The sequence below is a fragment of the Streptomyces nigra genome, from assembly GCF_003074055.1.
GTDB classification, from domain to species: Bacteria; Actinomycetota; Actinomycetes; order Streptomycetales; family Streptomycetaceae; genus Streptomyces; species Streptomyces nigra.
Genome location: NZ_CP029043.1, coordinates 844,133 through 867,053, shown reverse-complemented (window position 1 = coordinate 867,053; position 22,921 = coordinate 844,133). Strand labels below are relative to the sequence as shown.

22 protein-coding genes are annotated in these 22,921 nt (G+C 72.3%); 11 read left to right on the top strand and 11 right to left on the bottom strand.

The genetic code is table 11. The features are described 5' to 3' along the window. The first annotated feature begins 157 nt into the window (after positions 1 to 157). Entirely contained in the window at positions 158 to 1,324 is a 1,167-nt protein-coding gene (xylA, locus tag DC008_RS03990; RefSeq protein ID WP_055622291.1) for a xylose isomerase, read from the top strand. Between the two features lie 210 nt (positions 1,325 to 1,534). Then, a complete protein-coding gene (locus DC008_RS03985; RefSeq protein ID WP_108705742.1) occupies positions 1,535 to 1,954 on the top strand; it encodes a hypothetical protein in 420 nt (139 codons plus the stop codon). Here DC008_RS03985 and DC008_RS03980 read toward each other — a convergent pair whose 3' ends face one another. Further along, positions 1,955 to 3,280 carry an SWIM zinc finger family protein gene (locus DC008_RS03980; RefSeq protein WP_108705741.1) on the bottom strand — a complete coding sequence of 442 codons (1,326 nt, stop codon included), beginning with the start codon at positions 3,278 to 3,280 and terminating at the stop codon, positions 1,955 to 1,957. It abuts the gene before it with no gap. Beyond that, positions 3,277 to 6,234, bottom strand: coding sequence for a DEAD/DEAH box helicase (locus tag DC008_RS03975; protein WP_108705740.1), 2,958 nt, complete (start codon positions 6,232 to 6,234; stop codon positions 3,277 to 3,279). The genes DC008_RS03980 and DC008_RS03975 overlap by 4 nt, the downstream gene beginning before the upstream one ends. Before the next feature lie 180 nt (positions 6,235 to 6,414). Here DC008_RS03975 and DC008_RS03970 point away from each other — a divergent pair, with 180 nt between their 5' ends. Next, positions 6,415 to 6,597, top strand: a complete 183-nt coding sequence (locus DC008_RS03970) for a hypothetical protein (protein WP_053751218.1) — start codon at positions 6,415 to 6,417, stop codon at positions 6,595 to 6,597. Positions 6,598 to 6,639: 42 nt separating this feature from the next. On the opposite strand, the gene DC008_RS03965 is transcribed toward DC008_RS03970, so the two are convergent. From DC008_RS03965 to DC008_RS03950, 4 genes are all read right to left on the bottom strand, one after another. Continuing rightward, entirely contained in the window at positions 6,640 to 8,007 is a 1,368-nt protein-coding gene (locus tag DC008_RS03965) for a tannase/feruloyl esterase family alpha/beta hydrolase (RefSeq protein WP_108705739.1), read from the bottom strand. A gap of 171 nt (positions 8,008 to 8,178) precedes the next feature. After that, complete coding sequence (locus DC008_RS03960; RefSeq protein WP_108705738.1) at positions 8,179 to 9,039, bottom strand: hypothetical protein; 861 nt, start codon at positions 9,037 to 9,039, stop codon at positions 8,179 to 8,181. A 148-nt stretch (positions 9,040 to 9,187) separates the two neighbouring features. Continuing rightward, positions 9,188 to 9,484 carry a hypothetical protein gene (locus DC008_RS03955; RefSeq protein WP_055622285.1) on the bottom strand — a complete coding sequence of 99 codons (297 nt, stop codon included), beginning with the start codon at positions 9,482 to 9,484 and terminating at the stop codon, positions 9,188 to 9,190. 142 nt (positions 9,485 to 9,626) lie between these two features. After that, positions 9,627 to 10,226, bottom strand: a complete 600-nt coding sequence (locus DC008_RS03950; RefSeq protein ID WP_108710558.1) for a class I SAM-dependent methyltransferase — start codon at positions 10,224 to 10,226, stop codon at positions 9,627 to 9,629. Between the two features lie 152 nt (positions 10,227 to 10,378). On the opposite strand from DC008_RS03950, the gene DC008_RS03945 reads away from it, so the two are divergent. From DC008_RS03945 to DC008_RS03925, 5 genes are all read left to right on the top strand, one after another. After that, positions 10,379 to 11,152 carry an MHYT domain-containing protein gene (locus tag DC008_RS03945; protein WP_108705737.1) on the top strand — a complete coding sequence of 258 codons (774 nt, stop codon included), beginning with the start codon at positions 10,379 to 10,381 and terminating at the stop codon, positions 11,150 to 11,152. A 64-nt stretch (positions 11,153 to 11,216) separates the two neighbouring features. After that, complete coding sequence (locus DC008_RS03940) at positions 11,217 to 13,748, top strand: sensor histidine kinase (protein WP_108705736.1); 2,532 nt, start codon at positions 11,217 to 11,219, stop codon at positions 13,746 to 13,748. After that, entirely contained in the window at positions 13,745 to 14,182 is a 438-nt protein-coding gene (locus tag DC008_RS03935) for a roadblock/LC7 domain-containing protein (RefSeq protein WP_108705735.1), read from the top strand. Before DC008_RS03940 ends, DC008_RS03935 begins: the two co-directional genes overlap by 4 nt. A 22-nt stretch (positions 14,183 to 14,204) precedes the next feature. After that, complete coding sequence (locus DC008_RS03930; protein WP_108705734.1) at positions 14,205 to 14,618, top strand: DUF742 domain-containing protein; 414 nt, start codon at positions 14,205 to 14,207, stop codon at positions 14,616 to 14,618. A 224-nt stretch (positions 14,619 to 14,842) separates the two neighbouring features. Beyond that, positions 14,843 to 15,448 (top strand): GTP-binding protein, encoded by a 606-nt coding sequence (locus tag DC008_RS03925; RefSeq protein ID WP_108705733.1) that lies wholly within the window; start codon positions 14,843 to 14,845, stop codon positions 15,446 to 15,448. 24 nt (positions 15,449 to 15,472) lie between these two features. Here the strand turns inward: DC008_RS03925 and DC008_RS03920 are convergent, their stop codons facing one another. Next, positions 15,473 to 15,901 carry a PPOX class F420-dependent oxidoreductase gene (locus tag DC008_RS03920; protein ID WP_108705732.1) on the bottom strand — a complete coding sequence of 143 codons (429 nt, stop codon included), beginning with the start codon at positions 15,899 to 15,901 and terminating at the stop codon, positions 15,473 to 15,475. A gap of 96 nt (positions 15,902 to 15,997) precedes the next feature. On the opposite strand from DC008_RS03920, the gene DC008_RS03915 reads away from it, so the two are divergent. Together DC008_RS03915 and DC008_RS03910 are read left to right on the top strand one after the other, a co-directional pair. Next, positions 15,998 to 16,408, top strand: a complete 411-nt coding sequence (locus DC008_RS03915) for a roadblock/LC7 domain-containing protein (RefSeq protein WP_108705731.1) — start codon at positions 15,998 to 16,000, stop codon at positions 16,406 to 16,408. A 148-nt stretch (positions 16,409 to 16,556) separates the two neighbouring features. Continuing rightward, positions 16,557 to 17,462 (top strand): DUF6397 family protein, encoded by a 906-nt coding sequence (locus DC008_RS03910; RefSeq protein WP_108705730.1) that lies wholly within the window; start codon positions 16,557 to 16,559, stop codon positions 17,460 to 17,462. Here the strand turns inward: DC008_RS03910 and DC008_RS03905 are convergent. Together DC008_RS03905 and DC008_RS03900 are read right to left on the bottom strand one after the other, a co-directional pair. Further along, complete coding sequence (locus DC008_RS03905; protein ID WP_108705729.1) at positions 17,449 to 18,318, bottom strand: acyl-CoA thioesterase; 870 nt, start codon at positions 18,316 to 18,318, stop codon at positions 17,449 to 17,451. The two genes, DC008_RS03910 and DC008_RS03905, sit on opposite strands and share 14 nt — an antisense overlap. 19 nt (positions 18,319 to 18,337) lie before the next feature. Further along, positions 18,338 to 20,851 (bottom strand): DEAD/DEAH box helicase, encoded by a 2,514-nt coding sequence (locus DC008_RS03900; protein WP_108705728.1) that lies wholly within the window; start codon positions 20,849 to 20,851, stop codon positions 18,338 to 18,340. 145 nt (positions 20,852 to 20,996) lie between these two features. Here DC008_RS03900 and DC008_RS03895 point away from each other — a divergent pair, with 145 nt between their 5' ends. Further along, positions 20,997 to 21,791 carry a metal-dependent hydrolase gene (locus DC008_RS03895; protein ID WP_108705727.1) on the top strand — a complete coding sequence of 265 codons (795 nt, stop codon included), beginning with the start codon at positions 20,997 to 20,999 and terminating at the stop codon, positions 21,789 to 21,791. Positions 21,792 to 21,826: 35 nt separating this feature from the next. Here the strand turns inward: DC008_RS03895 and DC008_RS03890 are convergent, their stop codons facing one another. Both DC008_RS03890 and DC008_RS03885 read right to left on the bottom strand, forming a co-directional pair. Next, positions 21,827 to 22,090: a type B 50S ribosomal protein L31 gene (locus DC008_RS03890; RefSeq protein ID WP_108705726.1), complete on the bottom strand. Its 264-nt coding sequence runs from the start codon at positions 22,088 to 22,090 to the stop codon at positions 21,827 to 21,829. Positions 22,091 to 22,177: 87 nt separating this feature from the next. Next, complete coding sequence (locus tag DC008_RS03885; protein WP_055622272.1) at positions 22,178 to 22,648, bottom strand: DUF5709 domain-containing protein; 471 nt, start codon at positions 22,646 to 22,648, stop codon at positions 22,178 to 22,180. Positions 22,649 to 22,921: the final 273 nt, after the last annotated feature.

Sequence of the window (22,921 nt, the reverse complement as noted above, 5' to 3'; positions counted from 1 at the left end):
TTTGTGGCCGTCCGGCGCGTGGCGACCCGGATCCGGCCCTTTCGGGGACATCGTGTCCCTTCCCAGGGACGCGTTGGCATACTAATTTGTAAACCGCCATGACGAAATAGTCGTAGCGAGTCGTTCAAGCAGTCGTCAGTAAGCAAGGAGCCGCGTCATGAGCTACCAGCCCACCCCCGAGGACAGGTTCACCTTCGGTTTGTGGACCGTCGGCTGGCAGGGACGGGACCCGTTCGGCGACGCCACCCGCAGCGCCCTCGACCCGGTCGAGACGGTGCAGCGCCTGGCCGAGCTCGGCGCCCACGGCGTCACCTTCCACGACGACGACCTGATCCCCTTCGGGTCCTCCGACACCGAGCGCGAGGCGCACATCAAGCGCTTCCGCGAGGCCCTCGACGCCACCGGCATGAAGGTGCCCATGGCGACGACCAACCTCTTCACCCACCCCGTCTTCAAGGACGGCGGCTTCACGGCCAACGACCGCGACGTGCGCCGCTACGCCCTCCGCAAGACGATCCGCAACATCGACCTGGCCGTGGAGCTCGGCGCCGAGACCTACGTCGCCTGGGGTGGCCGTGAGGGCGCCGAGTCCGGTGCCGCCAAGGACGTGCGGAACGCGCTCGACCGCATGAAGGAGGCGTTCGACCTCCTCGGCGAGTACGTCACCTCCCAGGGCTACGACATCAAGTTCGCGATCGAGCCCAAGCCGAACGAGCCCCGCGGCGACATCCTGCTCCCGACCGTCGGCCACGCGCTGGCGTTCATCGAGCGCCTCGAGCGTCCCGAGCTGTACGGCGTCAACCCCGAGGTCGGCCACGAGCAGATGGCCGGACTCAACTTCCCGCACGGCATCGCCCAGGCGCTGTGGGCGGGCAAGCTGTTCCACATCGACCTCAACGGCCAGTCCGGCATCAAGTACGACCAGGACCTGCGCTTCGGCGCCGGCGACCTGCGCTCCGCATTCTGGCTGGTCGACCTTCTGGAGAGCGCCGGTTACACCGGTCCCCGGCACTTCGACTTCAAGCCGCCGCGGACCGAGGACTTCGACGGCGTGTGGGCGTCGGCCGCGGGCTGCATGCGCAACTACCTGATCCTCAAGGAGCGCGCCGCCGCCTTCCGCGCCGACCCGGAGGTCCAGGAGGCCCTGCGCGCCGCCCGTCTTGACGAGCTCGCCCAGCCGACCGCGGCGGACGGTGTCAAGGGCCTGCTCGCCGACCGTTCGGCCTTCGAGGAGTTCGACGTCGACGCGGCCGCCGCACGCGGGATGGCGTTCGAGCACCTCGACCAGCTCGCGATGGACCACCTGCTGGGCGCCCGCGGCTGACGCCACGCACGCGCGCGTGTGCACCGCCTGGCGAGGGACGGGCGGTGCACACGCGGTGCTGTTCGGCCGTGCGGCTGCGGCCATGATGGGCCGTTCGGTGCGGTCATGAATCGAGCGATTGTTCCGGAATCATGAGGTCCATGGCCGGGACCCGTCCCAACTCCCTTGACGGGGTCGCGAATCGGCCCTGGCCTTGCGACCCTTGACGGTATGGCCACGCCCCCCGTACCGCCTCAGCCGCCAGGACCGCCCCCGGGCCACACGCCTCCGGGCGGTTTCGGCCCGCCCACCGACGGCTACGGCAGCGGAGGGCCGCCCCCGTACGGTGGCGGCGGTCCCAGGCGTCCCCGCAATCCGCTGATCGTCCTGCTCGTCGCCGTGGTCGCCGTCGCGGCCGTGGTGGCGGCCGTCGTACTGGCCACGCGCGGCGGGGACGACGACGGCTCGCCGGCCGGGACGACCACGGGCCCTTCGCCCCGGCCGTCCCTCAGCATCCCCAGCGAGCTGCCGACCCGGCTGCCCAGCGAGCTCCCCACGTCCCTCCCGTCAGGGTTCCCCAGCGATCTGCCGAGCGGCTTCCCGAGCGGTCTTGAATCGCTCCTGCCGTCCCTGGAGGGCGCGTTGCCGTAGTCACGGGCCCTCGGGCACCAGGGGGCCGTCGGTCCGGTGACCGTCGGGTTGCGCGGTGGCCAGTGCCGTCGCGGGGTCCCGCGCGGGTGCTCCGGCGGGCACCCACCGGCCCGCCTCCTCGCGGTAGGGCCACCAGCGGCCGTCGCGTCCCAGGCGGAGTTGGGCGGGTGCGTCCTCCACCGTCCAGCGGTTTCCGTCACGCCGCAGCGGTGGCCGTTCGTCCTCGTCCCAGGCCGACTCCAGAGCGGCACGCGCGCGTGCGAGCGCCTCGCCCTCCACCTGCCACTCCTCGTCGTGCACGGACAGGGCCGCCTCACCACCGAGCCGCCACGCGCGTACGGCCGTCTCCAGCCCTTCGCGACCACGCCCCGAACCCTCGGCCAGCCGCTCGATCACACCTGCGTCCGACGCGCCCGCGGCGAGACGCGCCGCGTCCTGAGCGACCGTCAACTCCGAGACCGTCCCCGGCGTGGTTCGCAGCGCCTCCGCCAGCATGCGGTGCGCCTCCCCGGCCGTGCCGGCGGCCAGGACTTCCAGGGCGGCGGGGTCCACGCCCGGCACGCCCGGTGCGGCCTCGGTGTCCAGGGAGGGCGGTACCCCCGGTTCCGTGGGCAGTTCGGGCAGGGCGGGCAACGGCGGCAGGATGTCACCGGTCGCGTACGCCTCCGTGGCGTCCACGCCCGGCCGCGCGCGGGACGCGGGGGAGTCCCGTGTCCCGTCGGCGGACGCCGTGTCGCCGCGGACCTGGAGATCGGCCAGGAGGGTCTGTTCACCCCGCCCGCGCATCAGGAACAGGACGAAGGGGTCCTCGTCCAGCAGCCGTGCCACCTGGTAGCACAGGGCGGCCGTGTGCTCGCAGTGGTCCCAGGCACCACACGCGCACTCGGGCTCCAGCTCGCCCAGCCCGGGCAGCAGATCGATCCCCGTGACCGAGGCGTCCTCCACCAGATGCGGCGGCATCTCCCGGTCCAGCAAGGCCGCGACATGCCCCGCCCGCTCCACGGCCATGTCCAGGAATCGCTCCCACTGCGCCTCGGCCAGCGGCTCCACCAGCACGTCCGCCCGGTGCGCCGTACGGTCGCGGCCCCGCACCATGGCCGTGATGCGCCCGGGCCGCACCGACACGACGCCGACCGCTCCCGCGCGCGCGAGCCTGCGTCCCGCCTTGAGCTGCCGGAGATCCAGAGCCGACTCCTCCAACGCCGTCAGCCAGGCCTGACCCCACCAGGTGGCGGCGAAGCCCCTCCCGCGCGCGGGAGGGAACGCGGCGAACGTGCGCTCCACATCGGTGCTCCGTCCCTCCGTATCGTCCTCGCGTCCGGTCATCGTGCGCCCCCTCGCAGTTCCACCAGTTCGGCCAGCTCCGCGTCCGTGAGCTCCGTCAGGGCCGCCTCGCCGGCACCCAGTACGGCGTCCGCCAGTGCCTGCTTGGGGCCGAGCATGTCGGCGATACGGTCCTCGACGGTGCCCTCTGTGATCAGCCGGTGCACCTGCACGGGCCGGTTCTGGCCGATCCGGTACGCGCGGTCGGTGGCCTGCGCCTCCACGGCCGGGTTCCACCAGCGGTCGTAGTGCACGACGTGCTCGGCGCGCGTGAGGTTCAGCCCGGTGCCGGCGGCCTTCAACGACAGCAGGAAGACGGGCACCTCGCCGTCCTGGAAGCGCCGCACCATACGCTCGCGCTCGACCAGGCTCGTTCCGCCGTGCAGGAACTGCACGGCGATGCCCCGGGCCGCCAGGTGCCGTTCGATCAGCCGTCCCATCCCGACGTACTGGGTGAAGACCAGCACGTTCGCCTCCTCGGCGAGGATGGTGTCCAGCAACTCGTCGAGCAGCTCCAGCTTTCCGGACCGTCCGGCGATCCGCGGCACGTCCTCCTTGAGGTACTGCGCGGGGTGGTTGCAGATCTGCTTCAGCCCCGTCAGCAGCTTCACGATCGCACCGCGCCGCGCCATGTCGTCGGCGCCGGCGATCGCCGCGAGGGCCTCCCGGACAACGGCCTCGTACAGGCCCGCCTGTTCCGCGCTCAGCGACACCGTGCGATCCGTCTCCGTCTTCGGCGGCAGCTCCGGCGCGATCCCCGGGTCGGACTTGCGCCGGCGCAGCAGGAACGGGCGTACGAGGCGGCCGAGACGTTCCCCGGCGGCCGGGTCCCGACCGCTCTCGACCGCGTCGGCGTACCGTCTGCGGAACGTGCCGAGGCGGCCCAGCAGACCGGGTGTCGTCCAGTCCAGGATCGCCCACAGTTCCGACAGGTTGTTCTCGACGGGGGTGCCCGTGAGCGCCACACGCGCGCGTGCGTCGATGGAACGCAACGCCCGCGCGGTCGCCGAGTACGGGTTCTTCACATGCTGGGCCTCGTCCGCGACGACCATGCCCCAGGGGACCGTCGCGAGCCGGTGCGTGTCCTGACGCATCGTCCCGTACGTGGTGAGCACGAACTCGCCCTGTCCCACGGACGCGAGGTCACGCCGGGCCCCGTGGAAGCGACGCACGCGCGTGCCGGGCGCGAACCTCTCGATCTCGCGCTGCCAGTTGCCCATCAGGGACGCCGGGCACACGACGAGCGTCGGCCCGGCCGACGAAGGGTCGCCCTGCCGGTGCAGGTGCAGCGCGATCAACGTGATCGTCTTGCCCAGGCCCATGTCGTCCGCCAGGCAGCAGCCCAGTCCCAGGGACGTCATGCGCGCCAGCCAGCTCAGGCCCCGCCGCTGGTAGTCCCGCAACGTGGCGGCGAGGGCGGGCGGCTGGTCGATCTGCTCCTGCCCCTCGGGGTCCGCGAGCCGTTCCCGCAGCGCGGTCAGCCAGCCCGTGGAACGCACCTCCACCTGACGGCCGTCGACCTCGATCGACCCGGTCAGGGCCGCTCCGAGCGCGTCGATGGGCTTGAGGTCACGTCCGCCCCGCGCGTGGGCGCGCCGCACCTCGTGAGGATCGACAAGGACCCACTGGTCGCGCAGACGCACCACCGGACGGCTCGCCTCGGCGAGGCGGTCCAGTTCCTCGCTCGTGAGCCGCTGGTCGCCCAGGGCGAACGACCAGTCGAAGGAGAGCAGGGCGTCGGCGGACAGGAACGCGGGTGCTCCGGAGGAGAGTGCGCCCGGACCGGTCGCGTCGTCCGGCGGACCGATCACCGCGTGCGTGGTCAGCTCACGGGCGAGGCCGAGGCCCTTGGGCCAGTGCACCTCGACGCCGATCCCGGACAACCGGTGAGCGCCTTCCCGGAGCAGGTCCGTCACCTCGTCGTCGGCGAGGGCGACGGCGTCCGGGACGGCCGCGGAGAGCAGCGGCGACAGGGGAGCCCAGGCCCGGGCGGCGCGGCGCAGCGCCAGCAGGGTGTCCATACGCGCGCGTGGCTCGAACCTGTCGGAGCCGCCCCACACCTCCACCGCGTCCGCGACCAGCGTCGGGTCGCTCACGCTGTGGACCTGGAGCACGGCCCGGAACGACGGCGCGTCGCCGCTCTGGAACGTCGCGTCGAACTCGGCGCCACCGGCGAACTCCACGCGCAGGGACAGCCGTACGCCCGCGTCATGGCCGGCCGCGACGTCGGAGGCCCAGGCGCGCAGCCCCGGCAGGTGCTGGGGAGGCGTCGCCGCGTAGGCCGGCCCGCCGGTGACGAGCGGTGCGGCGGGGGAGCGCGGGAGCGTGTCGGCGACCGCGTCCAGGAAGGCGCGGACCAGCCGCTCGGGGTCCGGCAGCCTCAGCGGCTCCTCGCCGGGCAGCGGCAGCGCGTGCGCCTCGGGCGGCATCGCGGCGGCGAGCAGCCGGATGCGCTCGATGTCCTCGGGGGGCAGCGGCCCGGCCCGCCACGCGTCGTGGTCCTCGGCCGAGAGGCCGGGCAGCAGCAGGCCACGGGCCACGACATGCAGGGCGAGGACGGCCGCCGTGCCCCAGAAGACGCCCGCACGGGCGGCCTGGGGCGACCTACGCGCGCGGGTGAGCACCGGCAGCGCGGCGCGGACGGGGAGCAGCAGCGCCGGTACGGTCACCTGCTCCGCGCCGTCCTCACCCGGCACGACGACGGACAGCTCCTCGACGCTCCCGCCGGGGAGAGTGGGTACTGCGCCGCCGTCGGACCGCCAGAAGGCGACCCGACCGGCGCGGGCGGGCTCGCCCGGGAGGAACACGACGTTGCAGGAGGACAGGTCGGGGACGTCGGACGAAGTTGCCTTTGCCTCGGGAAGCCTCGGCACGACTGAGCAGCACTCCTCAAATTTGACTACTCGAAGACGAGTCGCCGAGGCTACACCATTCGACCGTCCGGCGGGTACGGTCATGGTGTGACCCAGGTCACCCCGTCCACGAGGCGGCCTCAGCGGTGACTGCGGATCAAGGTGACCCGCGACCACTAGGGGCCGGACCTCAGGGTCGTCTCAGGGGTGCGGTGCGGAACTGCCGGAGACGCGGGCCCGTTTTCAGGTCAGAGAGCGGCAGTGGCCGCGAAGGAGGCGACGCACATGTCGAAGAACGCCAAGATCGCCGCAGGAGGTGTGGCGGTCGGTCTCATCCTGCTGATCTGGCTGCCCTGGTGGGCGGCACTCCTGATCGTGCTCGGGGTCCCGGCCGCCGCCTACCTCACCCTCGATCCGTCACAGCGGCGCAGGCTGCGGCGTGCCACCCGCAAGGAGCTCGGTCGCTGACCGGCCCCTTTGCGGGCCCCTCGAGGGTGGCGGGCCAGACGCCTACAGCGCGCAGGAGTTCACGACGTCGCCGTCCACCGGCCTGACCACCGTGTGGTCCGCGGGCGGGCGCACACCTCGCTCCACCCAGGAGACCAGCCTGTCGAAGGCGGACCGGTAGCAGGGAAGGATCGGCCGGAGCCGGTCCGGATAGGAGTCGTACAGGCCGTCGACATGGGTGCCGCCGGTGACGGTGACATAGCTGTGCAGCCGGCCGCGTCGGCTTCCGTCGACCATGCGCGCGTACACGTCGGAGTCGGCGGCCTTGGGCAGCAGGGTGTCCAGATCGCCGTGCAGGGTGATCAGGGGGCGGCCGATGCGTCCCGTCAGCGCGACGCGGGCCACGGCGCGATGCACGGAGGCGGGCCGGGAGGCGTAGTCGTAGGAGGCGTCGGAGGCACAGGGCGCCAGGATCTGGTCGGTTGTGGTGCCGGCCGAGGCTCCGGGGCAGGCGGGGTCGTACGCGGGGTCGAACTCGGCGCGATAGATCTTCTGCGTGATGCCCCAGTACGCCCGCTCGTGATACGGCCACAGGAATTCGGAGCCGCGGGCGAAGCCGGCGGCGTACAGGTCCTCGTCGCGCGCGGAGCCCAGCATCCGCGCCACGGCGGTCGGCAGGGAGGTGAGGAGGCTGGGGCCGTTCACCGTCCACAGCGCCCCCTCCCAGTCCACGCCACCGTCGTAGAGCTCGGGGTGGTTCTCCAGCTGCCAGCGGGTGAGGTAGCCGCCGTTGGAGATGCCGGTCATGTACGTCCGGCGGGGAGCGTGCCCGTAGCGCTGGGCCACGGCCTTGCGCGCGGCCCGGGTGAGCTGGGTGGTCCGCGTGTTCCACTCGGCGATCGCGTCACCGGGACGCCGGCCGTCGCGGTAGAAGTCGGCTCCGCTGTTGCCCTTGTCGGTCGCCGCGTAGGCGTACCCCTGCGCCAGCACCTGGTCGGAGATCGCCGTGTCCGTCGCGTACTGCTTGCGGGTCCCCGGCGCCCCGGTCACCACGAGGCCGCCGTTCCACCGGTCGGGCAACCGGATCACGAACTGCGCGTCATGGTTCCAGCCGTGCGTGGAGTTGAAGCGGGAGGAGTCCGGGAAGTAGCCGTCGATCTGGACGCCGGGGACGCCCGACGGCTTCCGGGTGTCGCGTGCCGTCAGCCCGGCCTGGTCGGCCATGTCGGTGTACGGGGTGCCGGCGAGGCCCGTCGTCGTCAGATCCGCGAGGCACGCGGTCTGCTGGAAGGAGGCTCCCGGTACCCGTAGACGGTCCTGGCGGGCGCAGTGCTGCTCGGTACCCGTCGCGGCCGAGGCGGGGCCGGGCCCGCCGAGGGTCGCGGCCAGCAAGGTGGCGGCGAGGAACGGGACGGCTCTGGACAGGCGCATGGCAGCACTCCTGGCGGAAGAGGGACGGCACATGAAGCGGGCAAGCCTCGAGGGCTGCCCCATGGTGCGGTCCCGGCTCCGCCTCATCCATGGGCTGGAACCACATGGAACGCGACTGCCGAATGGGTCCCCACGACAGGGGGCGTGTCCGCGGACGGCGGACCGGCCGGCTCAGCTCGGGCGGACCGCCATCTTGTCGAGCGCTTCCAGCAGCCCGGGCAGCTCGGGGCCACGGCCCACCGGCAGGACCTCGCCGGGCTCGTCGTCCAGCAGCACGAACGCGATGTCGTCGGTCCGGGCGACCATGGACCAGCCGGGGCCGTCCGCCCGCAGGGTGCGGGCGTCACCGGAGGCGAAGGACGAGCGGACGCGGCCGAGCGGCGGCGGGGAGTCCACGTACGCGCGTGCCTCGGCGAGCACCCGCCGGATACCGCTGTGCCCTCCCGGAGGGGCGGCCTTGCCCTTCTCCCCTCTCTCGTCCTCGCCGTCTTCCGCGTCCGCGGAGGAGGCGGCGGTGCCGGGCGCCGCGAAGTCGTCGTCGCCGATCTGCTCGCGCCACATCGCCCACTGGAGGGCGATCTCGTCGGCGCCGAGGCGTCGCTGCGCCGGTCCCCACACGCTCGTGTCCGGCGGGGTCAGCGGCGGGCCGTCCGCGATCTCGGGGTCCGGGTCGTGCGGCGCGGGCACGTTGGGGGCGGCCACGGCGACCGCGAGGGGCCACCCGGGAAGGGCGGCCACGACCGTGCGCTCGTCCGGCGACAGGTCGTACTCCATCCCGCAGTCCCAGGACGCGATGGCCACCGCCACCAGGGAGACGTCGTCGATGACGACCGTCCACCGGGCGCCTTCGCCGTCCTGGCCGAGCACCAGGCCGTAACCGTCGGCGAGCGGGGCGAGCCCGAGCGCCGCGCAGGCCTCCGGATAATCGTCGCCCAGCACGCTCGGGAACTTCGCCGGCGTCAGCAGCACCGCCGTGAGCACATAGAGCGCATCGTCCGCGGCGGCGACGGCCTCCTCGTCCGTCCCGGCCATCCCAGCCTCCCCATCGGTTGGTCCATCGGCGCGCACCCTAGTGCGCCCGCAAGCCCCTTGTCACGACTCCCAGACACACCCGGGCCTGCAGGTTTCCGGCCGCACGGGGCGAAATCCACCGCGAACGCCACCCATGACGAGCCCTATGTCACGCCGCCGGAAGCCCCAGGAGCGCCCGAGCGACGGCCTGCGGAGACTCCTCGCGCTCACGGGCGAGGGTGAGGACGGCCCGGCAGGCCAGCTCGCTCACCCCGAAGGACAGGGCCTCAGGAGACACCCAGCCGCTGGCCTCCTCTATTCGCTCCTCGTCGTCCGTCGCGCGGGCCGAGACATACACGGCGGCCGCCTCGAACAGATTGTGCGTGCCCGAGTCCTTGCGGCTGTCCGGCTCCAGACGCATGGAGCGGAAGACTCTGGCCGACGACTCGCGCAACCTGTTCCACATATGGACACCTTCCCCCTGTCGGACGCATGACCGCGACCACGGATGTCGAACGCTCATCTTCCGGTCCCCCAACCTAGGAGCCGGGGTCACCGCTGCATAAGGGGGCCTCGCCGCCGCGGGACCCGCACAAACCTCGAGGCGGTCAGGATGTCCGTGTCGCCAGAGTCAGGAAGCGGTCGTCCTCGTCGACGTACGACGTCATACGCCACCCGGAGCCGGCGAGGAGCGGCCGCAGGTTGGCCTCGGCGCGCAGATCGTCCGGGGTCAGCCGGCGGCCGTGCCGGGCCGCCAGCGCCGCCCGGCCGATCGGATGGAACAGCGCCAGCGTGCCGCCGGGGCGCACGACCCGGGCCAACTCCCGCAGGTTGTCCGCCGGATGCGGCAGATGCGCGATGAGGCCCGCCGCGAACACCGCGTCCAGCGACTCGGCCCGCAACGGCAGGGCGGCCACGTCGGCGAGCAGCAGCCGCCCGTCCCGGTCGCGTCCGGCGTCCAGGGCGGCCTCCAGCATGGCCGGGGTGAGATCGACCCCCAGGACCACTCCCGAGGCGCCCACGGCAGCGCGCAGCGGCGGCAGAGCGCGGCCGGTGCCGCAGCCCGCGTCGAGCACACGATCGCCCTCGCCCAGGCCCAACTCGGCGACGGCCGCCGCGTAGACGGGCCCGTCGTCCGGGAAGCGGCTGTCCCAGCCGGCGGCTCGGGCGGTGAAGAACTCCTGCACGTGTGTGTGGTCGTCGCTCATGTTCCGCATGATCCCTCACCGGCACGGATGACGCCGCTGTGCACATGTTCGAGCCTCAGGCGGTCGTTCCGGCGCATCTCCGGGTCATATTCCAACACCTTTCGAAATGCGCCCCCTTCGTGCGCCCGTGCCCCGGCTAGCGTCCCGGGGCCATGGGACACCTGGACCACGCCGCTCTCGGCTGGCTGACCCCCGCACTGTCGTACGTGATGGCGTGCACGGGCGCCGCGCTGGGACTGCGGTGCACCGTACGAGCGCTCGGCGCCACCGGCCGCTCCCGCCGCAACTGGCTCGTCACCGCGGCCTCGGCGATCGGCACCGGCATCTGGACCATGCACTTCGTGGCCATGCTCGGCTTCAGCGTCAGCGGCACCGACATCCGCTACGACGTGCCGCTCACCGTGCTGAGCCTTCTCGTCGCCATGGCCGTCGTCTGCGGCGGGGTCTTCGCCGTCGGCTACAGCAAGGACCGCACGCGCGCGCTGTTCCTCGGCGGCCTGACCACCGGACTCGGGGTGGCGAGCATGCACTACCTGGGCATGGCCGCCGTACGGCTCAACGGCGACATCACCTACGACCCCACCCTGGTCGGGCTCTCGGTCCTGATCGCCGTCGCCGCGGCGACGGCCGCACTGTGGGCCGCGCTCAACATCAAGTCGCCCGTCGCGGTCGCCATCGCCTCACTGATCATGGGCGCGGCGGTCAGCAGCATGCACTACACCGGGATGTTCGCGGTCCGCGTGGACGTCGTCCCGGCCGGTGGGGTCCTGCCCGGGGCCACGGCGATGCAGTTCATCTTCCCCCTCGCCGTCGGCCTCGGGTCCTACCTCTTCCTGACCTCCGCCTTCGTCGCGCTGTCGCCCGCCAAGGCAGAGCGTGACGCGACCGCTCCGGCCCCCCGCCCGCTGGGACGCGCCGCCGGCTGACCGTGCCCACGGGGCCGCACGGCCCGTCGGAGCAGGTCACGAACCACTCCCGATCGAGGAGGCCATGCGTACACCCCGCAGCAGCACCGCAGTCGACGCCGGATCACCGTCCCCGCCGCCCGTGCGCGGACGCCGCGCGCACGCCGGACCACCGGCCGACGAAGGCCCCGAGGACACACCGGGCGTCGGCGCCGGGACCGCGCCCCCGCGCGCGGGACGCGCCCTGCGCCCCCGCACGGTCCGCGCCAAGATCGTCTGCCTGCTGATGGTCCCGGTCGTCTCGCTGCTGGCCCTGTGGGCCTTCGCCAGCGTGACCACCGCACAGGACGTCGCCCGGCTGCGCCAGCTCCAGCGCGTGGACGACGGCATCCGGAACCCCGTCGCGGCCGCCGTCGCCGCGCTCCAGGCCGAGCGTGCGGCGGCGGTCCGGTACGCGACCGATCCGTCCGCCGGACGCGCGGCCGACCTCAGGAAGGCCGCCGAGGACAGTCGCACCGCGGTGGGCAAGCTCCGGCTCGGGAAGCGCAACACGGTCGCCGACGGTGAGGAGTTCCCCGCCGGCGTGGCCCCGCGCCTGAAGGACTTCGTGACGGGCGCGGAGCGGCTGAGCGTGGTGCGGGACGACGTCCTCGACCACCGCTCCCGCTGGCAGGCGGCGTACGGGCAGTACACCGAGAGCATCGGGAGCGCCTTCGCCGTACTGGGCGCGCTGACCGGCGTCCAGGACGCCGAACTCGGCTCCGACGCGCGCGTGCTGCTCGAGTTCGCCCGCGCGGGAGAGGCGCTCGCCCAGGAGCAGGCGGTGCTGGACAGCGCGCGCCTCGCCGGGCGCCTCGACGGACCGCGGCTACGGCTGTTCACCGGCGCCGTCGGTGTCCGCCGTACGCTCACCGACTCCGCCGTCGCCGACCTGAGCGGCACCCAACGCGCCGCCTGGCGGCGTCTCGCCACCGGCGAGGACTACGCGACCGTCACGGCCCTGGAGGACACGGTCACCGCCACCCCGCCCGGCTCACCGGCGCCTGGCACGACCGCCGGGCCGGGGGCCGGCTGGAGCGCGGCACACACGCGCGTGCAGAGCGCGATGCGGACCATCCAGCAGGACGCCGGACGCGCGGTCGCCGACCGCGCCGACCCGTTCACCCGGGGGCTGCTCACCCCGGCCGGCGCCGCCGTGCTCTTCGGGCTGCTCGCCGTCGCCGCGTCCCTCGTCATCTCCGTGCGCATCGGCCGCGGGCTCGTCGTGGAACTCGTGACCCTGCGGGACACGGCTCTGGAGATCGCCCGCCACAAACTCCCCGAGGCCATGCGGAGACTGCGCGCCGGCGAGGAGATCGACGTCCGCAGCGAGGCACCGCCAGGACCACCGGCCGAGGACGAGACCGGCCAGGTCGGCGAGGCCCTGAACACCGTGCACCGCGCGGCCCTGCGGGCGGCCGTGGAGCGCGCCGAACTCGCCAGCGGTGTCTCGGGGATCTTCGTGAACCTCGCACGCCGCAGCCAGGTCCTCGTGCACCGGCAGCTGAGCCTGCTGGACAGCATGGAGCGGCGCAGCGACGACCCGAACGAACTGAGCGACCTCTTCCGGCTCGACCACCTCACCACACGGATGCGGCGCCACGCCGAGAGCCTGATCATCCTCTCCGGAGCGGCCCCGGGGAGGGCCTGGCGGATGCCGGTCTCCCTCACCGACGTGGTGCGCGCGGCCGTCTCGGAGGTGGAGGACTACGCGCGCGTAGAGGTACGCCGGCTCCCGGAGGCCTCCGTTCTCGGAGCGGCCGTCGCGGACCTCACCCACCTCCGGGCCGAACTCGTGGAGAACGCGGCCCAGTTCTCGCCCCCGCACACGCGTGTGCGCATCACCGGCGAGCCCGTCGGCAACGGGTACGCCGTCGAGGTCGAGGACCGTGGCCTCGGCATGGGCAAGGAGGCCCTCGAGGAGGCCAACCGGCGGATCGAACAGTCCGAGGCGCTCGACCTGTTCGACAGCGACCGACTCGGCCTGTTCGTCGTCAGCCGGCTCGCCGCCCGGCACCACATCAAGGTGCACCTGAGCACCTCGCCCTACGGCGGCACCACCGCCGTGGTGCTGCTGCCCACGGCGCTGCTGCACGCCGGCCCGACGGAACGTTCCGCCCGGGCCCACGCCCACGCCGCGGCCGACGCCGCAGGGCCCGCGGAACACGACTACGCGCGCGGGCCCGAGCGGCGCCAGGAGTCCGTCCCCACGGCCGCCGAACGCCCGGCCCTGGTGGCGTCCGCGCCGCCCGCGCCCGAGCCGACCCGCACCTCACCCCCCGGAGTCACGACCTTGCGACTTCACCGGCCCCCGGACGACTCCGGCACCACCGACGACCTGCCACGGCGGGTGCGGCAGGCGAACCTCGCGCCCCAGCTGCGCGAACGCCGGACGGACGAGCCCGCGCGGACCGGACCGGAGGACGGGCCCGATCACGGGCGGACCCCCGAGATGGTCAGGGACCGCATGGCCGCCTACCGCGAGGGGTGGACACGCGGCGGCGGCAGGCCGCCCGGCAGCGGAACCCCATCCGACCCCGCACTGCGCCACGAAGGCAGCGAAGGAGATTTCGCATGATCCCGGAACCGAGCATGAGGGCCGCCGGCCGGTCCGGCGAACTCGACTGGCTGCTGGACGACCTGGTGGCACGGGTGAGCGAGGTACGGCACGGCGTGGTGCTCTCCAACGACGGGCTCGCGGTCGGCTCGTCGTCCGATCTGCGCCGCTCCGACGCCGAGCATCTCGCCGCCGTCGCCTCCGGGTTCCATTCGCTCGCCAAGGGCACCGGCCGCCACTTCGGGGTCGGCGGAGTGCGCCAGACCATGGTCGAGATGGACGACGCCTTCCTCTTCGTGGCGGCGGCGGGCGACGGCTCCTGCCTCGCCGTCCTGACCGCGGTGACCGCCGACATCGGCCTCGTGGCCTATGAGATGGCGCGGATGGTCAAACGCGTCGGCGAGCACCTGCGCACCCCGACCCGCACCACCACCCGGCCGCCCGCCGGGGGCTGAGAGCGAAGGGCGGCCGGCGCACATGAACGCGCAAGACCAGGACCACCGGCGCGAGCAGGGCAGCCAGTGGTACGACAACGAGGCCGGGCCCCTGGTGCGTCCGTACGCCATGACGGGCGGACGCACCCGACCCGGGCCCGCCGGGGTGCGGTTCGACCTGATCGCCCTCGTCACCCTCGCCGGCACCGCACCCGAGGGCGACGACGACAGCACCCTCGGGCCGGAACACCGCGCCCTGATCGAGCTGTGCCGGCCGGAGACCCAGTCGGTCGCGGAACTGGCGGCGGGCGCCGACCTGCCCGTCGGCGTGGTCCGGGTGCTCCTCGGCGACCTCCTCGAACGCGGGCGGGTCACCGTCAGCCGCCCGGTCCCGCCCGCCCACCTGCCCGACGAACGCATCCTGCGCGAGGTCATCGAGGGCTTGCGTGCGCTGTAGCCACCCCGCGCGCGGGACACCGACAAGAGGGGAGGGTGTGAGATTTCCGAACCCACGCGGTCCGTACGGCCCTCCGCGCGCACCCGTACGGACATCGAACAGGTACGAGACGGTCGCATCGGGCAAAAAGCGGTCCAACCCCACGAAGCGGAGGGTCCGTTGTCATGATGCTGACTTCGCGCAGTGACGTCGACCGATGCCGGCACTCCAGAGAGAAGTGATCGATGGTCTCCGAGCACTCCGACGCCTTCGACGGCGACACGTCCGCCCTGGCGTTGAAGATCCTTGTCGCCGGCGGGTTCGGCGTGGGCAAGACGACCCTGGTGGGCGCGGTCAGCGAGATCAAGCCGCTGCGCACCGAGGAACTGCTCAGCGAGGTGGGGCAGTCGGTGGACGACACCGACGGCGTGGACCACAAGGTCACGACGACGGTCGCCATGGACTTCGGGCGCATCACCATCCGGTCCGGCCTGTCGCTCTACCTCTTCGGCACCCCCGGCCAGGACCGCTTCTGGTTCCTGTGGGACGAACTCTCCCAGGGCGCCCTCGGGGCCGTGGTCCTCGCGGACACCCGCCGCCTGGAGGACTGCTTCCCCGCCGTCGACTTCTTCGAGCACCGGCACATCCCGTTCGTGGTGGCCGTGAACTGCTTCCCCGGCGCCCGGTCGTACGGCGCCCAGGACGTCGCCCGCGCCCTGGACCTCGACCAGGGGACACCGGTCGTCCTCTGCGACGCCCGGGACCGCGACTCGGGCAAGGAGGTGCTGATCCGCCTCGTCGAGTACGCCGGGCGGATGCACACCGCCCGGCTGCTCGACTCCGTCGGCTGACCGGCCCCGCCGGGTGCCGCCGGATCAGTCGGCGACGCCGCGCTCCGCCAGCACCTTGTCGATCGAGACGCGGACGAGGAGTTCACCGGGCACGCCGTTGCGGGCCCCGAACTCCTCGGCGCGGTCCTCACCCATGTAGCGGGCCCCGATCCGCCCGGCCCAGTGCCGCAACTCGCCCAGATCCTCCGACACCCGCGCGCGCCCCTGGATCACCACGAAGGAGTACGGCGGACGGTCGTCGTCCACGCACAGCGCCACGCGGCCGTCACGGACGACGTTGCGGCCCTTCACGCTGGACGCGGCGGTGTTGAACACCAGATCGTCCCCGTCCAGCACGAACCAGATCGGCGTCACATGCGGGCTGCCGTCGGCCCGCACCGTGGAGAGCTTTCCGGTGCGGGTGCCCTGCGAGACGAACGCCCGCCATTCGTCCTCGGTCATCTTCTTCGCCATGCCCCCCATCCTCCTTGCCCGGGGGCCGGATGGTCCGGAATGGTGTCGAGAAGTTCCTCCGGTGCCGGAGGACGCATCTACACGGGGAGACCGACCATGGCGCAGAACCAGAAACTAGGCTGGCTGCTGGACGACCTGACACAACGTGTCGACCATGTGCGACACGCGCTGGTGCTGTCGAACGACGGGCTGGTGACCGGGGCGAGCAAGGGACTCAGGCGCGAGGACGCCGAGCACCTCGCCGCCGTCTCGTCGGGGCTGCACAGCCTGGCCAAGGGCTCGGGGCGGCACTTCGGCGCGGGCAGAGTGCGGCAGACCATGATCGAGTTCGATGACGCGGTCCTGTTCGTGACCGCCGCGGGGGCGGGCAGCTGCCTGTGCGTGCTCAGCGGCGCGGAGGGCGACATCGGGCAGATCGCCTACGAGATGACCCTTCTCGTCAACCGGGTAGGTGAGCACCTCGACGTGGACGCGCGCATGCCGGGAGCGGCCCCGCTCCCGGACTGACCTCCGTCTTCCGAGTCCCTGACCTGCTGTTTCGTCGACCCCGACGGAGTTATCCACAGGCTCGCCACGCGATGCGGCGGCCGGGCTACATTTCTGTCACGGGGCACGCACCGAGCGTGACCGATCGACTCCACGGGGGAGACACACCATGCCCGGCGACACCATCACGACAGCGCACGACCGCTCCTGCACGCCGAGCCGTGCGGCACGGGAACTCGGGCTCAGGCGGAGCGACCTGGACCTCGCCGTCCACCTCGGCCTGATCCGGACCGTCCCCGGCGAGGGCGGGGGCGGCGCCCGCCGCGTCACCCGGTCCGAGATCGACCGGGTGCGCTCGGCGGACGGCTTCCCGGACGCGCTGCTCGCACGGATCGAGGTCGTCGGTACGGCCGAGGGCGCGCGGCTCCTGGACATCCCCGCCGGCCGGTTCACCCGCCTCGCCCGCCTGGGCCTGGTCGTCCCGACCAAGTGGTACCTGAACCGGTACCGAGCCGTCGTCTGGCTCTATCTCGCGGAGGAGCTGCGGCGGTTCGCCGCTGACGAGGAGAACGTCCCGCTCCTGAAGGCCCGCCGGATGCCCGAGGGACCGCGGGCCCTGCTGGACGCGGGTGTGGACCTGCGACCGCGCAACTGGCGGGGGCGGCACCGGGGCTTCCTGCTGCGCCAGTCGCAGGACCCTTGGGAGAGAGCCGGCGCGTACGCCGCGTTCCTCGACCCGGTCGAGATCGCGGAGGCCGTCCCCGACCCCTACGAGCGCTCGCATCTGGGCCGCTTCCGGCCCGGCCCGCCGGTGGCAGGCGCTCCGGGAACACCCGCCGCACGCATCGCCGAGCGGATCATGACCGCGGCCGACGCGGACGAGATCGGCCTGCTGCGGACCGAGTTGGCGGCGCTCGTGCGGGAGGCGCGGGAGGCCGGTCCCGCACCGCGCCCCACGCCACGCCGGGCCCCCGCCCCGCCACGGGCCCTCGCACCCCCACTCGGGGGACCGAAGACACCGCGTCGGCTCCTGGGCCGGTTCCGGCGCCGATCCTCCGCGGCTACAGCGCCCTGAACAGTCCCTCCTGGACGACGGACACCAGCAGACGGCCCTCCCGGTCGTAGATCCGGCCCCGGGCGAGTCCCCGCCCGCCGACCGCGATCGGCGACTCCTGGTCGTAGAGGAACCACTCGTCCGCCCGGAAGGGCCGGTGGAACCACATGGCGTGGTCCAGCGAGGCCATGTCGAAGCCCCGCTTGCCCCACAGGGGTTCGACCGGGATGCGCACGGCGTCGAGGAGCGTCATGTCGCTGGCGTACGTCAGCGCGCAGGTGTGCACCAGCGGATCGTCGCCCAGCGGCCCGACCGCGCGCATCCACACGGCGCTGCGCGGATCGGCGCCCTTGACCTCGTCGTCGGTCCAGCGCAGCCGGTCGACATAGCGGATGTCGAAGGGCTGGCGCCGGGCCATCCGCTCCAACTGCTCCGGCAGTGCGCCGAGATGCTCACGGATCTCGTCCGTGACCGTCGGCAGCGACTCGGGCGCCGGGACCTCGCGGGCCGGCGGCAACTGATGCTCGAAGCTTCCCTCTTCGGGCTTGTGGAAGGAGGCGGTGAGATTGAAGATCGTGCGGCCCTGCTGCACGGCGGTGACCCGGCGGGTCGTGAACGACCTGCCGTCCCGGACCCGCTCGACCTGGTACACGATCGGCACCCCGGGCCGTCCCGGGCGAAGGAAGTACGCGTGCAACGAGTGCACGGGGCGGTCGCCCTCGGTGGTGCGTCCGGCCGCGACCAGCGCCTGGCCGGCCACCTGGCCGCCGAACACCCGCTGCAGCGACTCCTGCGGGCTGCGGCCACGGAAGATGTTGACCTCGATCTGCTCCAGGTCGAGCAGGTCGACGAGCCTTTCGGCCGGGTTGGTCGTCATGGGTGCGTCTCTCCTGAGCTCACAGCTGGCCGACGTCGGTGACACGGACGACCGCGCGGCCCTCCGCGTCGGAGGCCGTGAGATCGACCTCCGCGCTGATGCCCCAGTCGTGGTCGTCGTTGGGGTCGTCGAAGATCTGGCGGACCCGCCACAGCCGGTTCGCCGGCTCCTCCTCGATCACCAGGAGCTTGGGACCGCGGGCGTCCGGCCCGGTGCCGAGGTCGTCGTACTCGTCCCAGTACTTGTCCATCGCCTCGCCCCACGCGTCGGCGTCCCAGCCGGACTCCGCGTCCATCTCGCCCAGCTCCTCGACGTGGTCGAGCGCGGCGAGCTCCACCCGCCGGAACATGGCGTTGCGGACCAGGACCCGGAAGGCACGCGCGTTGGTGGTGACCGGCTTGACCTCGTCGGCCTTCTCCTGGGCCTCCTCGGCGGTCATCACCTCGGGGTTGGCGAGCTGCTCCCACTCGTCGAGCAGGCTCGAGTCGACCTGCCGCACCATCTCGCCCAGCCACTCGATCAGGTCCTGCAGATCCTCGGACTTCAGGTCGTCGGGGATGTTGTGGTCGAGGGCCTTGAAGGCGCTGGCGAGGTAGCGCAGCACGATGCCCTCGGTACGGGCCAGCTCGTAGAACGACACCAACTCCGTGAACGACATCGCGCGTTCGTACATGTCCCGCACGACGGACTTCGGGGACAGCGGATGGTCGCCGACCCAGGGGTGGCTCTTGCGGTACGTGTTGTACGCGTGGAAGAGCAGCTCCTCCAGGGGCTTGGGGTAGGAGATGTCCTGGAGCCGTTCCATGCGCTCCTCGTACTCCACGCCGTCCGCCTTCATCGCGGCGACGGCCTCGCCCTTCGCCTTGTTGAGCTGGGCGACGAGGATCTGCCGCGGGTCGTCCAGCGTGGACTCCACGACGGACACCATGTCCAACGCGTACGACGGCGACTCCGGGTCCAGCAGCTCGAACGCGGCCAGCGCGAAGGTCGACAGCGGCTGGTTGAGTGCGAAGTCCTGCTGGAGATCGACCGTGAGCCGGACGATACGGCCGCTCGCGTCCGGTTCGTCGAGCTTCTCGACGATGCCGCCGTCCAGCAGCGACCGGTAGATCGCGATCGCGCGCCGGATGTGCCGCAACTGCTGCTTGCGGGGCTCGTGGTTGTCCTCCAGCAGATGCCGCATCGCCTCGAAGGCGTTGCCGGGACGGGCGATCACCGACAGCAGCATGGTGTGCGTGACCCGGAAACGGGACGTCAGCGGCTCCGGCTCGGAGGCGATCAGCTTCTCGAAGGTGTTCTCCGTCCAGCCGACGAACCCCTCCGGGGCCTTCTTGCGGACGACCTTGCGGCGCTTCTTCGGATCGTCACCGGCCTTGGCGAGGGCCTTCTCGTTCTCGATGACGTGCTCGGGAGCCTGCGCCACCACCAGGCCCGCCGTGTCGAAGCCGGCCCGCCCGGCCCGGCCCGCGATCTGGTGGAACTCACGGGCGCGCAGCGTCCGGACCCGGCTGCCGTCGTACTTCGTCAGAGCCGTGAACAGCACCGTGCGGATGGGTACGTTGACACCGACGCCGAGGGTGTCGGTACCGCAGATGACCTTCAGCAGCCCGGCCTGCGCGAGCTTCTCCACCAGACGCCGGTACTTGGGCAGCATGCCGGCGTGATGGACGCCGATGCCGTGCCGGACGTACCGGGAGAGGTTCCGGCCGAACTTCGTGGTGAAGCGGAAGTTGCCGATCAGCTCGGCGATCTGGTCCTTCTCCTCACGCGAGCACATGTTGATGCTCATCAGCGCCTGCGCCCGCTCCACGGCCTGCGCCTGGGTGAAGTGGACGATGTAGACCGGCGCCTGCTTGGTCTCCAGCAGTTCCGTCAGGGTCTCGGTGAGCGGTGTGAGGCGGTACTCGTAGGAGAGCGGCACCGGCCGGGTCGCCGAGCGGACGACGGCGGTCGGCCGGCCCGTGCGCCGGGTCAGGTCCTGCTCGAACATCGAGACGTCGCCGAGCGTCGCCGACATCAGGATGAACTGCGCCTGCGGCAGCTCCAGGATGGGGATCTGCCAGGCCCAGCCGCGGTCCCCCTCCGCGTAGAAGTGGAACTCGTCCATCACGACCTGGCCGACATCGGCGTTCTTGCCGTCGCGCAGCGCGATCGACGCGAGCACCTCCGCGGTGCAGCAGATCACGGGGGCGTCGGCGTTGACGGACGCGTCGCCCGTCAGCATCCCGACGTTCTCCGTGCCGAACAGCTTGCACAGCTCGAAGAACTTCTCCGAGACGAGCGCCTTGATCGGCGCGGTGTAGAAGGTGACCTCGTCACGGGCCAGCGCCGCGAAGTGGGCGCCCGCCGCGATCATGCTCTTGCCCGAGCCGGTGGGCGTCGACACGATCACGTTCGCGCCGGAGACCACCTCGATCAGCGCCTCCTCCTGATGGGGGTAGAGCGTGAGACCACGCTCCCCGGCCCACGACTCGAAGGCTTCGTAGAGGGCATCGGGGTCGGCGGTCTTCGGCAGCTGATCGATGAGGGTCACCCACCCATCTTGCCTGCCCGGTGCCCGCACAGGGGAATCGGCTGTGGGAACGAAGATCGCGAACGCTACGCTGTGTCGCCGACCGCAGGTCAGCGGACCGGGTCAACTGGACAGCGGCACACGAGGAATGGGGCGGGCAACGGCGATGATGGGACCAGCGCACTCACTGTCGGGGGCCGCCGCCTGGCTGGGCGTCGGAGCGGCCGCCGCCGCCATGGGCCACGGGATGCCGTGGCCGGTGCTCCTCACCGGTGCTCTCATCTGCGCCGGAGCCGCCCTGGCACCGGACCTCGACCACAAGGCGGCCACCATCTCGCGGGCCTTCGGACCGCTGTCGCGCTGGCTGTGCGAGATCGTCGACAAGCTCTCGTACGCCGTCTACAAGGGCACGAAGAAGCCGGGCGACCCGCGGCGCTCGGGCGGCCACCGCACGCTCACGCACACCTGGCTGTGGGCGGCCCTCATCGGCGGCGGCACCTCGGCCCTGGCACTGGCGGGGGACCGCTGGGCGGTGCTGGCGATCCTCTTCGTCCACCTGGTGCTGGCCATCGAGGGCCTGCTGTGGCGTGCGACGAGGGGCGCGAGCGCCGATGTGCTGGTGTGGCTGCTCGCCGCGACCAGCTCCTGGATCCTGGCGGGTGTCCTCGACAAGCCCGGTCACGGTTCGGACTGGCTGTTCACGGCACCGGGCCAGGAGTATCTGTGGCTGGGGCTGCCCGTCGTGCTGGGTGCCCTGGTGCACGACATCGGGGACGCGCTCACGGTGTCCGGCTGCCCGATCCTGTGGCCCATCCCGGTGGGACGCAAGCGCTGGTACCCGTTGGGCCCGCCGAAGTTCATGCGCTTCCGGGCCGGCAGCTGGGTGGAGCTCAAGGTGCTGATGCCGGCGTTCATGGTGCTGGGCGGGGTGGGCTGCGCGGCGGCGCTGAACGTGATCTGACCGGGCGGCGATCCGCCCGCCGCCCGGACGCCGGGTCAGCCGCCCTGGCCGGCTCCGCCGCCTCCGTAGCGCCGCTCGAACGCGGCGACGCGGCCCTCGGTGTCCACCGTGCGGGCCTTGCCCGTGTAGAAGGGGTGGCTCTCCGAGGAGATCTCGACGTCCACGACCGGGTAGGTCTGGCCGTCGTCCCACTCGATGGTCTGCTCACTGGTCGCGGTGGACCGGGTCAGGAAGGCGTAGCCGGCGGCCCGGTCACGGAAGACGACCGGGTGGTAGTCGGGGTGCTTGTCCTGCTGCATGCGTACTCCTCGTGTGACGGCGGCGGGCCGGAAGGGGAGGCGGAGGTCCGGAGGACGGGTGCCGGACCGCACGGACCGGGGGAGGGCTCAGCCGGACAGGGCGTCCTCGTCGACGATGTGCATCGCGGCCTCCTCCGCGGACGCGGCCGCACCGTCGATACCGACGTCGGTGGCGACGAGTGCGCTCTCCTCGTCCTCATGGGCACCCTCGTCCGGTGCCACGAGCCGTCCGGAGCGCGCGGCGCCGACCTCCTCGTCGAGCAGTTCACCGTCGGTGTCCTCGGCGTCCCCCATACCGTCGCCGTCGGGGGTGGCGAGGTCGGGCAGCTCCTCGGCGAGCCGCTGATCGAGGCTCTCGCCCCGGTGGCGCTCGGCGGCGGTGACACCGTCGTGCTCCACCGCCCAGGGGCGTTCCGGAGGGGACCAGCCGCGGTCGAGGGGATCGTCGACGCCGTCCTCCTCCAGCGTGTCCTCCGCGTCGAGGAGCCCGGTGTCCTCGCGCTGCTCGTCGCTGTCGGGCTGGTAGACGTCGTCACCCCATCCGTCGGCGCTGTTCACGGGTACCTCCAGGTGGTGGGGAAGGGCCCGAGGTCACCGCGGTCGACGGCGTGGCGCCGCGACGCGGGGCACAGGCCGCACCCGGCGCGAACCGCGAGGTTCCCGGGTGCTCCCCGAACCGGTGCCGATATCCAGCCTTCCACCCCTTTTCACCCCCGCGCAACGGCACGGCCGGGGCGAGTGGTCCCGGACCCGCCGGACCTCACCGAGCCGCGCCGTACTCCGGGGGCCCGGGGCGCCGGGCCCCCGGAGTACGGCGCGGCTCGCGCCGAC

Excerpts from the sequence above, each read along its gene's own strand:
- xylA (WP_055622291.1), top strand. The coding sequence starts at position 158 with ATGAGCTACCAGCCCACCCCCGAGGACAGGTTCACCTTCGGTTTGTGG.
- DC008_RS03985 (WP_108705742.1), top strand. The coding sequence starts at position 1,535 with ATGGCCACGCCCCCCGTACCGCCTCAGCCGCCAGGACCGCCCCCGGGC.
- DC008_RS03980 (WP_108705741.1), bottom strand. The coding sequence starts at position 3,280 with ATGACCGGACGCGAGGACGATACGGAGGGACGGAGCACCGATGTGGAG.
- DC008_RS03975 (WP_108705740.1), bottom strand. The coding sequence starts at position 6,234 with ATGACCGTACCCGCCGGACGGTCGAATGGTGTAGCCTCGGCGACTCGT.
- DC008_RS03970 (WP_053751218.1), top strand. The coding sequence starts at position 6,415 with ATGTCGAAGAACGCCAAGATCGCCGCAGGAGGTGTGGCGGTCGGTCTC.
- DC008_RS03965 (WP_108705739.1), bottom strand. The coding sequence starts at position 8,007 with ATGCGCCTGTCCAGAGCCGTCCCGTTCCTCGCCGCCACCTTGCTGGCC.
- DC008_RS03960 (WP_108705738.1), bottom strand. The coding sequence starts at position 9,039 with ATGGCCGGGACGGACGAGGAGGCCGTCGCCGCCGCGGACGATGCGCTC.
- DC008_RS03955 (WP_055622285.1), bottom strand. The coding sequence starts at position 9,484 with ATGTGGAACAGGTTGCGCGAGTCGTCGGCCAGAGTCTTCCGCTCCATG.
- DC008_RS03950 (WP_108710558.1), bottom strand. The coding sequence starts at position 10,226 with ATGAGCGACGACCACACACACGTGCAGGAGTTCTTCACCGCCCGAGCC.
- DC008_RS03945 (WP_108705737.1), top strand. The coding sequence starts at position 10,379 with ATGGGACACCTGGACCACGCCGCTCTCGGCTGGCTGACCCCCGCACTG.
- DC008_RS03940 (WP_108705736.1), top strand. The coding sequence starts at position 11,217 with ATGCGTACACCCCGCAGCAGCACCGCAGTCGACGCCGGATCACCGTCC.
- DC008_RS03935 (WP_108705735.1), top strand. The coding sequence starts at position 13,745 with ATGATCCCGGAACCGAGCATGAGGGCCGCCGGCCGGTCCGGCGAACTC.
- DC008_RS03930 (WP_108705734.1), top strand. The coding sequence starts at position 14,205 with ATGAACGCGCAAGACCAGGACCACCGGCGCGAGCAGGGCAGCCAGTGG.
- DC008_RS03925 (WP_108705733.1), top strand. The coding sequence starts at position 14,843 with ATGGTCTCCGAGCACTCCGACGCCTTCGACGGCGACACGTCCGCCCTG.
- DC008_RS03920 (WP_108705732.1), bottom strand. The coding sequence starts at position 15,901 with ATGGCGAAGAAGATGACCGAGGACGAATGGCGGGCGTTCGTCTCGCAG.
- DC008_RS03915 (WP_108705731.1), top strand. The coding sequence starts at position 15,998 with ATGGCGCAGAACCAGAAACTAGGCTGGCTGCTGGACGACCTGACACAA.
- DC008_RS03910 (WP_108705730.1), top strand. The coding sequence starts at position 16,557 with ATGCCCGGCGACACCATCACGACAGCGCACGACCGCTCCTGCACGCCG.
- DC008_RS03905 (WP_108705729.1), bottom strand. The coding sequence starts at position 18,318 with ATGACGACCAACCCGGCCGAAAGGCTCGTCGACCTGCTCGACCTGGAG.
- DC008_RS03895 (WP_108705727.1), top strand. The coding sequence starts at position 20,997 with ATGATGGGACCAGCGCACTCACTGTCGGGGGCCGCCGCCTGGCTGGGC.
- DC008_RS03890 (WP_108705726.1), bottom strand. The coding sequence starts at position 22,090 with ATGCAGCAGGACAAGCACCCCGACTACCACCCGGTCGTCTTCCGTGAC.